Source organism: Streptomyces sp. NPDC054842, assembly GCF_053611025.1.
In genome coordinates this window covers 20,136-32,711 of the sequence record NZ_JBSGZN010000070.1, presented here as the reverse complement: position 1 = coordinate 32,711, position 12,576 = coordinate 20,136, and the positions used below count along the sequence as shown (strand labels likewise).

General features: G+C 74.6%; 12 protein-coding genes. 5 read left to right on the top strand and 7 right to left on the bottom strand.

Annotation, left to right across the window (positions count from 1 at the left end; genetic code table 11):
• Positions 1–38: 38 nt before the first annotated feature.
• The 3 genes from ACWGIS_RS34105 to ACWGIS_RS34095 form a co-directional block, all read right to left on the bottom strand.
• On the bottom strand, positions 39–791 hold the full coding sequence (locus ACWGIS_RS34105) for an anti-sigma factor (RefSeq protein ID WP_453366373.1): 753 nt from the start codon (positions 789–791) through the stop codon (positions 39–41).
• Positions 788–1,372: a sigma-70 family RNA polymerase sigma factor gene (locus tag ACWGIS_RS34100; protein WP_453366372.1), complete on the bottom strand. Its 585-nt coding sequence runs from the start codon at positions 1,370–1,372 to the stop codon at positions 788–790. The genes ACWGIS_RS34105 and ACWGIS_RS34100 overlap by 4 nt, the downstream gene beginning before the upstream one ends.
• Positions 1,373–1,526: 154 nt before the next feature.
• Entirely contained in the window at positions 1,527–2,120 is a 594-nt protein-coding gene (locus ACWGIS_RS34095) for a sigma-70 family RNA polymerase sigma factor (protein ID WP_453366371.1), read from the bottom strand.
• 109 nt (positions 2,121–2,229) lie between these two features.
• Here ACWGIS_RS34095 and ACWGIS_RS34090 point away from each other — a divergent pair, with 109 nt between their 5' ends.
• Both ACWGIS_RS34090 and ACWGIS_RS34085 read left to right on the top strand, forming a co-directional pair.
• Positions 2,230–3,270 (top strand): MerR family transcriptional regulator, encoded by a 1,041-nt coding sequence (locus tag ACWGIS_RS34090; protein ID WP_453366370.1) that lies wholly within the window; start codon positions 2,230–2,232, stop codon positions 3,268–3,270.
• A 162-nt stretch (positions 3,271–3,432) separates the two neighbouring features.
• Positions 3,433–4,674 (top strand): NAD(P)/FAD-dependent oxidoreductase, encoded by a 1,242-nt coding sequence (locus tag ACWGIS_RS34085; RefSeq protein ID WP_453366369.1) that lies wholly within the window; start codon positions 3,433–3,435, stop codon positions 4,672–4,674.
• A 35-nt stretch (positions 4,675–4,709) separates the two neighbouring features.
• On the opposite strand, the gene ACWGIS_RS34080 is transcribed toward ACWGIS_RS34085, so the two are convergent.
• Complete coding sequence (locus tag ACWGIS_RS34080; RefSeq protein ID WP_453366368.1) at positions 4,710–6,083, bottom strand: cryptochrome/photolyase family protein; 1,374 nt, start codon at positions 6,081–6,083, stop codon at positions 4,710–4,712.
• A gap of 100 nt (positions 6,084–6,183) precedes the next feature.
• Positions 6,184–7,719 (bottom strand): SDR family oxidoreductase, encoded by a 1,536-nt coding sequence (locus ACWGIS_RS34075; protein WP_453366367.1) that lies wholly within the window; start codon positions 7,717–7,719, stop codon positions 6,184–6,186.
• A gap of 150 nt (positions 7,720–7,869) precedes the next feature.
• Between ACWGIS_RS34075 and ACWGIS_RS34070 the strand changes: the two genes are divergently transcribed.
• From ACWGIS_RS34070 to ACWGIS_RS34060, 3 genes are all read left to right on the top strand, one after another.
• Complete coding sequence (locus ACWGIS_RS34070; protein ID WP_453366366.1) at positions 7,870–8,391, top strand: MarR family winged helix-turn-helix transcriptional regulator; 522 nt, start codon at positions 7,870–7,872, stop codon at positions 8,389–8,391.
• 208 nt (positions 8,392–8,599) lie between these two features.
• Complete coding sequence (locus ACWGIS_RS34065; RefSeq protein WP_453366365.1) at positions 8,600–10,696, top strand: MMPL family transporter; 2,097 nt, start codon at positions 8,600–8,602, stop codon at positions 10,694–10,696.
• 55 nt (positions 10,697–10,751) lie between these two features.
• The gene (locus ACWGIS_RS34060; protein ID WP_453366364.1) at positions 10,752–10,949 is read left to right on the top strand and encodes a hypothetical protein; all 198 of its coding nucleotides are present in this window, start codon (positions 10,752–10,754) and stop codon (positions 10,947–10,949) included.
• Positions 10,950–11,149: 200 nt separating this feature from the next.
• On the opposite strand, the gene ACWGIS_RS34055 is transcribed toward ACWGIS_RS34060, so the two are convergent.
• Positions 11,150–11,575, bottom strand: coding sequence for an ATP-binding protein (locus ACWGIS_RS34055; protein ID WP_453366363.1), 426 nt, complete (start codon positions 11,573–11,575; stop codon positions 11,150–11,152).
• A 7-nt stretch (positions 11,576–11,582) separates the two neighbouring features.
• Complete coding sequence (locus ACWGIS_RS34050; protein WP_453366362.1) at positions 11,583–12,458, bottom strand: MEDS domain-containing protein; 876 nt, start codon at positions 12,456–12,458, stop codon at positions 11,583–11,585.
• Positions 12,459–12,576 lie beyond the last annotated feature (118 nt).

Here is a 12,576-nt window from a genome sequence, read left to right as displayed (position 1 = left end):
GGTACGCGGCCGCCGCCGCGTACCCGACGGCCCGGTACTCAGGCCGGCAGCGCCATCAGCGCCACCGGGGAGGAGGTCGGCTCGGCGGACCCGCCGGCCGGTTCGACGGTGATGCCCATCCCGGACGCCCCGTCGACGGACCCCTCCATCAGGACGGCCTCCGTCGTGCGCCCGGGATCCATCAGCCCGGCGGACCGCATGGTCCCCGCGTCGTCGAACCAGAGCTGGTACACCTTGCCGTCCGGCGGCTCGGCCATGCCCGAGGCGATGAACACGGCCTCGTCGAGGCTCTTGGAGACGACGACCGTGCCCCGGGCCCCGTCCGCGAGCTGCGCGCTGCGCGTCTTCGCGTCCGGGGCGCTCAGCACCGACGCCACCGCGTCCGTACGCTGCTCGGCCCGCTGCGCCTGCTGTCGCGCGTCCTGCGCCTGCTCGCGCTGCCACACGGTCGTCCCGCCCAGCGCCGCCGCGGCGGCGAGGCACGCGGCGAGCGCCCAGCGCGACAGGCCGCGGGCGCGGGCCGCCGACCGCGCGGACCGCGGCAGGGGGACGGTGACGGGAGCCTCCTGGCGGACCGTCGTGATCCGTTGCAGCACGCGGGTCCTCAGTTCCGGGCGCGGCACGGCCGACATGGCGAGAGCCAGCCGCGCGGCCGTCTCGGTCAGTTCCTGGACCTCTTCCGTGCAGGCCTCGCAGTCCGCGGCATGCCGCTCGAAGGCGCCGCGCTCGTCCTCGGAGAGCGCGTGCAGGGCGTACGCGCCGGTCAGTGTGTGCAGGTCGACGGTGGTCACGCCGCCACCCCCAGGCAGTCGCGCATCCGGATGAGGCCGTCGCGCAATCGTGTCTTGACCGTGCCGAGCGGCAACGACAGCAATTCAGCCACCTCCCGATACGTCAGGCCCCGGTAGTACGCCAGCGTCACCGACTGGCGCTGCAGTTCCGTCAGGGTGCGCAGACAGCGCCGCACCTGTTCGCGCTCCAGACGGGCCTCCACCTGCTCGGTCACCTCGTCGTACTCGGGCGTGCGTTCCAGCAGGGCCGCCTTGTGGTCGCGCGCGGCCGAGGCCTCGACCGAGCGCACCCGGTCCACGGCGCGCTGGTGGGCGAGGGTCAGCACCCAGTTGAGCACCGAGCCGCGGTCGGGCCGGTAGCGGGCGGCCGTCCGCCACACCTCGACGAGCACCTCCTGGGCGACCTCCTCCGACTGGGCCCGGTCGCGCAGCACGGCGCGCACGATGCCCAGCACGGGACTCGCCACGGCGTCGTAGACGGACGCGAAGGCATCCTGGTCCCCGCGCGCCACCTCGCCCATCAGCTCCTGCAGACTCGGCTCCGTGTACGGGTTTCTCCCGATCTCCACGGCTTCTCTCACGGGACGGTCCTCCAGGGCGTGCGAGTGTTACGGGATTGATCCGGAGCCGGTGCCGCGGCGGATTGGTCCACGCCCGAAACCGCCGGGTCCGGTGGGCCGCGTCCGTGCCGTCACCGCATCCGGGAAACAGGTGCCGGTGCGTCTTCCGAGCCGGTCACCGCCAGGCCGTCACCTCCTGCTGGAGGCAGCTGCGCAGCTGGTGGAGCCCCCGCCGGGCGTGGCTCTTGACGGTGCCCAGCGGCCAGCCGGTGCGCTGGGCGATCTGCGTCTGCGTCAGGTCCTCGTAGAAGGCGAGATGCAGGACCCGGCGCTGCGGCGCGGGCAGTCTCGCCAGTTCGTGCCGCAGCAGGACCCGGTCGAGGACGGACTCGGGATGCTGCGCGGAATGGTCCGCGGCGGCCAGGGCGGATCCCGCGGCGGCGACGAGGTCGCTGCGCCGGGCCCGCGCGGACAGGGCGTCGGCGATCTTCCGCCGGGTGATGCCGACCAGCCAGCCGGCGAAGACACCGCGGTCGGCGCGATAGCCGCCGCGGCCCCGCCAGGCGGCGAGGAACACCTGCTGGGTGACGTCCTCGGCCTCCCTGGTGTCGCCCAGGGAACGCCAGGCGAGCGTGTGCACCAGCGCTCCCCAGCGCCGGTAGGCGACGGCCAAGGCCCGCTCGTCGCCCGCCACGAAGCCCTCGACGAGGGCCGTGTCGGCGATCGTCTCCGCCTCAGGGTCCCTTCGGGGCAACGTAGTTGCCGTCATGACCACGACTCCTCACGGTGGGGCGCAATCCGCTTCTCCGGTGCTCTCATGCTCCGAACCGCACAGATGGGCGACAACTCGCATCGTTTCTGCGTCGTATAGTCGACGCATGAGCGAGACCGGACCGTCCCGCCGGCTGCCGGAGCCGCCGCCCCCGGAAGCCGGCGTCACCACCGGCGCCCTGGCCCGCCGGCTCGGGGTGTCGCCCACGACCCTGCGCTCCTGGGACCGCAGGTACGGCGTGGGGCCCGCGGTGCGTGCGGACGGACGCCACCGTCGCTGGACGCCCCAGGACGTCGCGATGCTGGAGACGATGTGCCGCCTGACGTCGTCCGGGGTGCCGCCCGCGGAGGCGGCCCGCGCCGCCAAGGAGGCCGCCGGCGCCCTCATGCCCTCGCCCCGCCCGTCGTCCCCCGGCCCCTCGTCGGCCGCCGGGACCGCCGCCCCCGGCCGCTCGCGCGCGGCCGGCGCCCTGCCCCTCGGCAACGCCCGGCAGGAGTGCCGGGGCCTGGCCCGCGCCGCCGTCCGGCTCGACGCCCCCGCCGTGGAGCAGCAGCTGGCGGCCCTGGTGGAACTGCACGGTGTGGTCGCCACCTGGGAGGACGTGATGGTGCCGACGCTGCACGCCGTCGGACGCAAATGGGAGTCTTCCGGGGACCGGTACGTGGAGGTGGAGCACCTGCTGTCCTGGCACATGTCCACGGCTCTGCGCCGCGCGACCTGGCCGGCCGGCCCGAAGACCGTGGACACCGGGGCGGGCCCCGTCGTCCTCGCCTGCGTCCCCGGTGAACAGCACACGCTGCCCCTGGAGGCACTCAACGCCGGACTCGCCGAGGCCGGCCTGCCCACCCGGATGTTCGGCTCGGCCGTCCCCGTGGAGGCCCTCACCGCCGCCGTGGGGCGACTGGGCCCCTCGGCCGTCGTGCTGTGGTCCCAGGCGCGGTCCACGGCCAGCCTGCCCCTGGCGCGGCACGTCGCGGGCACGCGCTGGGGCGTCAAGGGCGCGCGCCGACGGCCGGTCGTCGTGCTCGGCGGCCCCGGCTGGGCGGGCCACCGGACCCAGGGGATGCTGCGTCCCCCGGGGCTGCGGGAAGCGCTCGCCGCGTTGGCCGCCACCCACGGCCCCGGCGCCCAGGAAGCACACGCCTGACCGTCCCGTCCCGTGCCCGGCTGCCTCCGGGGTCCCGGCATCCATGCATCCGCGGAACCGGGGCAACGGGAAGAACGGGGTGCGGCACGTACGCGACCGCGTACGGCGGATGCCCGCGGGCGTTCCGGCGGGACGCCCTCCACAATGTGAAGGGTGGTAGCCATGGCCGGGACCCGCGCAGCGGCGGACGTGCTGGTGGTCGGAGCGGGTCTCGCCGGCCTCGCCTGCGCCCGGGACCTCATCGACTCGGGGCTGACCGTCCGCGTCCTGGAGGCGTCCGACGCGGTCGGCGGACGCATGCGCACCGACCGCGTGGGCGGCTTCACCGTCGACCGCGGCTTCCAGGTCTTCAACACCTCCTACCCGCAGGCCCGCCGGCGGCTGTCCGTGCGCGACCTGCGTCTGCGGCCCTTCACCCCCGGAGTCCTCGTCCACACCGACGAGGGCAGGCTCCGCTTCGCCGACCCGACCCGCACGCCCCGCATGGCCGCCGACCTGCTGCCCGGACGGCTCGCGGGCCCCCGCGACCTGCTCGCCCTCGGCACCCTCTCGGCCCGGGACATGCTGGCCCCGGTGCGCCTGCTCAAGCGCGGGCAGGACCGCACGACCCGGACGGCGCTGGCCGCCGCCGGGTTCTCCGAGGAGTTCGTCGAGCGCTTCTTCCGCCCGTTCCTCTCCGGCGTCTTCCTGGAGGACGAGCTGGAGACCTCCAGCCGCGTCTTCCACCTGGTCTGGCGCAGCATGCTGCGCGGCACCCTCTGCCTGCCCGCCCACGGCATCGGAGCCGTGCCCCGTCAGCTCGCGGACGCCCTGCCCTCGGGAACGGTCCGCCTGGAGACCCCCGTGGACGGCCTCACCGACGAGGGAGTCCGGCTCGGTGCGGGCGACGAGGTCCCCGCGCGCGCCGTCGTGGTCGCCACCGGGCCCGGCCCCGCCGTCGGACTGCTGCCCGAGCTCGACCTCCCGCCGTACCGCGTCGTCACGACGTACTACCACGTGGCGGAGCGCCCGCCGCTCGCCGAACCGACGCTGCTCACCGACACCCGCCGCCGGTTCCTCAACACGTGTGTGCTCAGCGAGGTGGTCCCGGGCTACGCGCCGCCCGGCTCCTCGCTGGTCGCGACGTCGGTCCTCGGCGGCGACGACGAGGGCCGGGAGGCCGGTGTGCGCGCCGCCCTCGCGGAGGTGTACGGGACACCGACGGACGGCTGGCAGCTGCTGACGCTGCGGACCGTGCCGGACGCGCTGCCCGCCATGCCGCCCCCGCAGCCGCTCAGCCGCCGTGCCCTCGTCGCCCCGGGACGCTACGTGTGCGGGGACCACCGTGCCACGGGATCCGTCCAGGGAGCGCTGGCCAGCGGGGCACGGGCCGCCCGCGAGGTGCTGCGGGACCTGGGCAGGTAGCCGCGCCGACCGGCCCGCCCCGGCCGGGGCTCCGCTCAGCCGCCGCTGCGGGCCTGCTTGAAGCGGGCGAGTCCCTCCGACAGCTCCACGACGGGGCCCGGGTAGTCGAAGGCGGCGCGCTCGGGGGCCGCGAGTTTCCAGGGCTCGTGCACGGCGGAGGCGTCGAGCCCCGCGAGCTCGGGCACCCAGCGCCGTACGTACGAGCCGTCGGGGTCGTACCGCTTCGCCTGGATCACCGGGTTGAGCACCCGGTTGGGCCGGGTGTCCGTGCCGGTGCCCGCGACCCACTGCCAGTTCAGCTGGTTGTTGACGAGGTCACCGTCGACCAGCAGGTCCAGGAAGTGCCGGGCCCCGACGCGCCAGTCCACGTACAGCGTCTTGGTCAGGAAGCTCGCGGTCAGCAGCCGGCCGCGGTTGTGCATCCAGCCCTCGTGGCGCAGCTGGCGCATCGCCGCGTCGACCAGCGGGTAGCCGGTGCGCCCCTCCTTCCAGGCGGTCAGGTCCCGCTCGGCGGAGGTGCCGGACCGCCAGCGGTCGTTGCGCGTGCGGTAGTCCGCGGTGGCCGCGTCCGGTCGCGCGGCCAGCACCTGGTGGTGGAAGTCGCGCCAGGCGAGCTGCCGTACGAAGGCCTCGGAGCCCGGTCCGCCCGCTTGGCGGGCGCGGTGGACCAGCTCGACGGGCGACAGCGTCCCGAAGTGCAGGTGGGGCGAGAAGCGCGAGGTGGCGTCCCCGGCCAGGTCGTCGTGGCGGTCCTCGTAGCCCGCGAGCCCGCCGCGCAGCCAGGCCGCCAGCCGCTTGCGCGCCACGGTCTCGCCCCCGGCGGCCAGCCCCTCGGAGACGCCCGGCGTGGCGTCTCGCGAGGGCAGCGGCTCGGAGTGGACGCCCTCGGGCACCCGGACCCGCCGGGGCGCGCCGAGGACGTCGCGCAGGTGCTGTCCGGACCACCGCCGGAAATAGGGCGTGAAGACGGAGAAGTGGTCGGCGGAGACCGGCGTGACCGCCCCCGGCGCGACCGCCGTGATCACCGTGTCGTGGACGTGCAGACGGCACCCCTCCGCCTCCAGCGCCGCCCGCAGCCGCTCCTCCCTGCGGTGCGCGTAGGCGCTGACCCCGGCCGCCATGTGGACCTCGTCGGCCTCGGCCTCGGCCACCACCTTGCACACCTGGTCGACGACGTCGCCCGAGCGCACGACGAGCCTGCCGCCCCGCTCGCGCAGCTGGGCGTCCAGGTCGGTCAGGCAGTCGGCGAGGAACGCCAGCCGGTTGGGCGCGGTGAATCCGGCCGCGTCGATGGCCGCGTCGCGCACGAACAGCGGCACCACCTCCGCCGGGCCGTCGAGCGCCGCCCGCAGCGGCGGATGGTCGTTCAGGCGCAGGTCGGAGGTGAACAGGACGACCGAGACGTTCATGGTGCGACTCCGGTGCGGGCGGCGGGGAGGGGGCGACCGACTGATTCGGGCGCGGCGCCCCCGGCGGATGCGCGGGTGCGGGCGGCCCGGCGCGCGACGGTCACGGGACGCGGGAGGGCGCGGGCTCCGGCACGCCGGCGGTGGCGTCCCTGGCCGCGGCCTTGGCGATGTTGCGGGCCATCCCGCCGAAGACGACGGCGTGGAAGGGCGAGACGCTCCACCAGTAGGCGTGTCCCAGGAACCCGCGGGGATGGAACAGCGCCCGCTGCCGGTAGCGGGTCCGCCCGTCGTCGCCCACCTCCGAGTACATCTCGAGCCAGGCAAGGCCCGGCAGCCGCATCTCGGCGCGCAGCCGCAGCAGATGGCCGGGCTCGATCTCCTCGACGCGCCAGAAGTCCAGCGAGTCGCCGACCCGCAGCCGGGCGGCGTCGCGGCGGCCACGGCGCAGTCCGACACCGCCCACCAGCCGGTCCAGCCAGCCCCGGATCGCCCAGGCCAGCGGGAAGGAGTACCAGCCGTTGTCCCCGCCGATGCCCTCGATGACCCGCCACAGCGCGGCGGGGGAGGTGTCCACCGTCAGCTCGCGCCGGTCCGTGTAGAGGCTGCCGCCCGCCCAGTCGGGGTCGGTGGGCAGCGGATCGCTGGGGGCGCCGGGCACGGACGCCGACGACCACCGCGTGCTCACCTGGGCGTCGCGGACACGCTGAAGGGCCAGCGTCACCGCCTCGTCGAAACCGATCGGGTGCCCGGGCGGGTCGGGGACGTACCGCGCGATGTCGTGCTCGTGGCACACCACTTCGTGGCGCAGCGACTCGGTGAGCGGGCGGGCGATCGACCGGGGCACCGGGGTGACCAGTCCGACCCAGTGGCTGGAGAGCCGCGGGGTCAGGACCGGCACCGGCACGATGAGGCGACGCGGCAGGCCGGCGATCGAGGCGTAGCGGCGCATCATGTCGAGGTACGTGAGCACTTCGGGGCCGCCGAGGTCGAAGGCCCGGCTGACGTCGGCCGGCATCCGCGCGCTGCCGACGAGGGTGCGCAGCACGTCCCGTACCCCTATGGGCTGGATGCGGGTGTGCACCCAGCTCGGGGTGACCATCACCGGCAGCCGCTCCGTCAGGTAGCGCAGCATCTCGAACGACGCGGAGCCGGAGCCGATGATGACGGCCGCCCGCAGCACGGTGGTGGGCACGCCCGAGTCGAGGAGGATGCGGCCCACCTCGGCGCGGGACCTGAGGTGCGGCGACAGCTCCTCCTCGGGCACGCCCTCGGGGGTGAGGCCGCCGAGGTAGACGATGCGCCGGACGCCCGCGGCCCGGGCCTGCTCCCCGAAGACGCGGGCCGCCCGGCGGTCGGTGTCCTCGAAGTCGTCCCCGGTGCCCAGCGCGTGCACCAGGTAGTACGCGACGTCCATGCCGCGCATCGCCTCGCCGACCGACTCCGCGTCCGTGACGTCGCCGCGTACGACCTCCGCGTCGCCCGCCCAGGGATGGTCGCGGAGCTTGGCGGGGGAGCGGGCCAGGCAGCGGACGCGGTGTCCCGCCGACAGCAGCTCGGGGACCAGCCGGCCTCCGATGTAGCCCGTGGCGCCGGTCACCAGACAGTTCAGGCCGGGGCCGGCCTCGTCAGCGCTCATCGCTTCTCCGCTCACCATGTCGTCCGTTTCCGTCGGCCCCCTTCGCGATCTCTTCCACGCGGAGGGCCCCGACGGATGCGCGCGTGTACTCCGTCCGGGGCCGGGGCCTTCGCGCGCGTGGGGGAACGCGGACTTCTATAGGCTGATCGCGTGGCTGGACGAGACGGCGGTGACGACCGCGCGCGTGACCGCGAGCGCGACGGCGACCCGGCGCGCACCGGTACGGCGCCCGCGGACCTCCGTGCCTTCGCCGTGCAGCTGCGCCGGATGAACGGTGAGATCAACCGCCTGGTGCACGGGTTCGCCGGCGAGCACGGCCTGCACGCCACCGACATCCAGGCGCTGGCCGCGATCCTCGACTCGGCCGAGCCGCTCACGCCGGGGCGGCTGCGCGAGCACCTCGGGCTCACCTCGGGCGCCGTGACCGCCTGTCTTGACCGGCTGGAGCGGGCCGGTCACATCCGCCGGGTCCGGGAGAGCGCCGACCGCCGTGTCGTCCACGTCCACTACGTCCCGGACGCCCGGTCTGTGGCCCGCGCGCATTTCCGGCCGCTCGCGCAGGCCACCGAGACGGTCCGCTCGCGCTTCGGCGAGGAGGAGCTGTCGGTGGTGCTCCGGTTCCTGACGGCTCTCAACGAGGAGCTGTCCACCGTGCGGTCACCCGGCCGCTGAGCCTTCTACGGCCGTTGGCTCGTCCGCCCGCTGAGCCCGCTGAGCCCGCTGAACCGGCTGGCCGCTGAAAGGCATCTGCCCGCTGCATCCGGGCAGGCGCCTTGTCGGGAAGGGAAGAGCGTGGGCTACGATCCGGACCCACTATCTCTCAATGATTGAGATTGTTTTTCATTGAGATACCTGGCCCTGTCGTCATCCCTGGAGAGCGATGTCCCTCACCCCGCGGCGAGCCCGCTGGCTGCTGCCCCTCGTCCTGCTCGTCGCCTGGCTCGGCATCGGCGCGACCCTGGGGCCCTACGCCGGAAAACTGGGCGATGTCGCCACCAACGACCAGGCCGCCTTCCTGCCGCGCAACGCCGAATCGACCAAGGTCATCGCGGAGCAGCGCGCGTTCCGGCAGAGCGAGACACTGCCGGCGATCGTCGTCTGGACCGCCGACGGCGCCCGGATGAAGGCGGACCAGCGCGCCGCGGCCACCCGCGCCCTGGCCTCCCTCGCCGACGCGCCGGGCGTCGTCGGCAAGGTGTCGCCCGCACTCCCCTCCGAGGACGGCGAGGCACTCCAGGGAGTCGTCCGGCTCGAACCCGGTCTCGGTGACGAACTGCCCACGGCACTCGACCGGATCCGTGCGGCCGCCGGACAGGTCCCCGGCACCACCGTCCAGGTCGCGGGCCCCGCCGCCAGCCAGGCGGACCTGTCCGACGCGTTCGCCGGCATCGACGGACTGCTGCTCGGGGTGGCCCTGGTGACCGTGCTGGTGATCCTGCTGCTCGTCTACCGCAGCCTGCTGCTGCCCCTGGTCATCATGGTCGGCGCGGTCTTCGCGCTCGGCCTCGCCTGCGCCGTCGTCTACGTCCTCGCCGACCACGACGTCGTACGCGTCGACGGCCAGGTGCAAGGCATCCTGTCCATCCTCGTCATCGGCGCCGCCACCGACTACGCCCTGCTGCTGACCGCGCGCTACCGCGAGGAACTCGCCGCCCGCGACGACCGGTTCGCGGCCGCCGGGGCGGCCCTCCGCCGGTCCTGCGGCGCGATCGTCGCCAGCGCCGGGACCGTGGCGCTCGGCCTGCTGGCCCTGCTGCTCAGCGACCTGACGAACAACAGGGCCCTGGGACCCGTCGGCGCCATCGGCATCGTCTGCGCCGTCCTGAGCACGCTGACCTTCCTGCCCGCCGCCCTGGTACTCCTCGGCCCCGCCGCCTACTGGCCGGCCAGGCCCCGTTCCGCCGAGGCCGGGGGAGGCGGACACGGCGTCTGGCGCCGGGTCGCGGCGCTCGTGGACCGCGCACCCCGGAAGGTGTGGGCGTCCGCGCTGGCCGCGCTGCTCGTCTGCGCCGCGTTCGTGCCGACGCTCACCGCGCGCGGGGTCCCCCTGGACGAGACCTTCGTCAACGACGCCCCCTCCGTCGCCGCCCAGGAGACCCTGGGCCGGCACTTCCCTGGCGGCTCCGGCAACCCGGCCGTCGTCGTCGCCGACGCGGACCGCCTCCCGCGGGTCACCGCCGCGGCGCGCGGCACCGAGGGCGTCGTCTCGGCCGTGCCGGTGACCGCCACCGGACGGCCCGGCGGGGGAGACCCCCAGGTCGTCGACGGCAGGGCGCGCCTCGACGTCACGCTGCGGGCCCCCGCGGACAGCGACGCGGCCAAGGACACCGTCGCGCGCCTGCGCGAGGCGGTCCACGCCGTGCCCGGCGCGGAAGCGCTGGTCGGCGGCTACACCGCGCAGCAGTACGACACCCAGAACACCGCCGAGCGCGACCGCACCCTCATCGTCCCCGTGGTGCTCGCCATCATCCTGCTCATCCTGACCGGGCTGCTCCGCTCCCTGCTGATGCCGGTCCTGCTGGTGGCCACGGTCGCCCTCAACTTCCTCGCCACGCTGGGCGTCTCCGCCCTCGTCTTCCGGCACGGCTTCGGCTTCACCGGCACCGACGCCTCCGTCCCCCTGTACGGCTTCGTGTTCCTGGTGGCCCTCGGCGTGGACTACAACATCTTCCTCATGTCCCGGGTCCGCGAGGAGTCGCTGCGCCACGGGGTGCGCCAGGGCGTGCTGCGCGGACTGGTGGCGACGGGAGGTGTCATCACCTCGGCCGGTGTGGTGCTGGCGGCCACCTTCGCGGCGCTCGGCGTCATCCCGCTGGCCTTTCTCGTCCAGATCGCCTTCATCGTCGCCTTCGGAGTACTGCTCGACACCCTGGTGGTGCGGTCCCTGCTGGTACCCGCGCTGGTGCGGGACCTGGGGCCCGTCGCGTGGTGGCCCGGCCCCCTCAGCCGGAACCGCGAGGGCGGCCGAGCGGACTGACATGTCCCGGCGGAACGCGGGCAGCCGGTATGTACGAAGTTTCCAGGCGGAGTCGATGGCGGAGGTGTCTGCCGGTATGGGTGCGAAGGTGTTGGAGCGGTTTCCAGCGGGGTCTCCGCGCGGATCGTGGCCGGCGGAGGAGTACGCCGCCCGCCGCCGGGCCGAGGGTGAGCCCGCCACCGTGGTGATGGACCTCAAGTCGGACGCGTTCCTCGTGGTGGTCCCGGCGCGGGACGAAGACGGCAGGGGCTGAGTCCGACGCGGGCCGGCGGGGTGAGCGCCTCGCCGGCACCGGGCGGGGGCTGAGGCGTCCGCCCGGTGCCGGGTGGCTGGTGGCCGCGTCCGCCGGCACCGGGCCGCGGGTGAGCGGGCCGGCGGCCCAGGAACCAGGAGTGGTCCCGGACCGGAGGGGCAGCCCGGCCCGTCGCTCGCGGGAGGCGGGCGCCGCGGGCGTCAGAGCAGCCGCATCGCGAAGCTGACGGTCGTCCCGGGGGCGCCGGGCGTGATGGAGAGCCGGTCGGCCACGAGCCGGGTCAGCCACAGCCCGCCGCCCCGCGCGGGCCCTCCGGGGCCGTGGGCGAGGCCCGTGAGCACGGCCTCCGTGCAGCCGGGACCCCGGTCGCTGATCCGGCACTCGAGCTCACCGCCCCGCCGCAGCAGGACCAGCGTCCCGTCCCCGCCGCCGTGCTGGACGGCGTTGGTGGCCACGGCGTCCATGGCCACGACGAAGTCGGCGCGCCGCGCCTCCACGAGCCCGGCCAGGGTCGCGTGACCCTCCACGAGCACTCGCAGGCGCGGGATGTCGGCACCCGCGAACCGGCTGCGCAGCAGGACGTCCTGAGCGGTCGGCGCACGTCCGTCACCGGTGTCCAGAGCCATGGACCGATCACCCGGACACTTCGATGTCGGCCGGTCGCGCACCCAGGCGGCTCAGCAGCGTGGCGTGACGGGCGGAGCAGCGGATCCGCACCGGGCGCCCGGCGTCCCCGCCCAGCAGCCGCACCAGATCCCGCGCACAGCGCACGCTCAGGAATTCGACGCGCCGCAGATCCATCGTGACCGGGACGTCCCCGGGGCTGCGGTCCAGCGTGTCCCGCAGCGCGCGGACGAAGTGTGCCCGGGTGGTCAGATCGGCCTCACCGACCACGTGCAGCGTCCTCCCCGCGCGCAGGCACCTCAACTGCCCGATCCGGGTGAGGAGATCACGTGGGTGCGCGTGCCGCATGGTCCGCAGCACCGGCTCCTCGAAGCGGTCCTCGTCATAGGCGCAGATCTCGCTGTAGAAGCCGTCGGCGAACAGGTGCCCGGCCCGCTGCTCCCGGTCCATCATCGCCTCGACGTCGGCGCCGAGGTCCGCCACCCAGCCCATGTCGATGTAGGTGCGCAGCCCGGTGAAGCCCTCGGCGCGTGCGCTGCGGGTCTCCTCGGTGATCCGCTCCCACTGCCGGTCCGCTGTGAACTCCCGCTGCGGCGCGATGAGTTGGCGCATGCTGCTCAGCGAAAGGCGGCCCGTGTGCCGGGCCGTCGCCAGCAGCGGGCCGGGCGCCTCCTCGAAGGCCGACCAGAGCTGGCTCTCCGTCAGATGCGGGGGTCCGAAGACGATGACCTTCTCGCCGCGGGCCAGGCCCGCCCACACGAACGCGGACATCACGTCCCGGCCGTGGGTGTCACCCTCGTAGCCGAAGAACGCGTGGTCGCCCGGTCGCATCTGCTGGACCGGTATCGTCCCGGGATGCCGCGTGTGCTCCTCGTGCTCGCTCATGAGCAGGCCCGTTCACCTCCCGACTGCTGTCGCGGTGCTACACAGCGTAGGGGCGGGGGCGGATGTCGCAGGGGGGAACGGCGAGTTCGGTGTCGCGCACCCGCCGAAGCGGTACGGT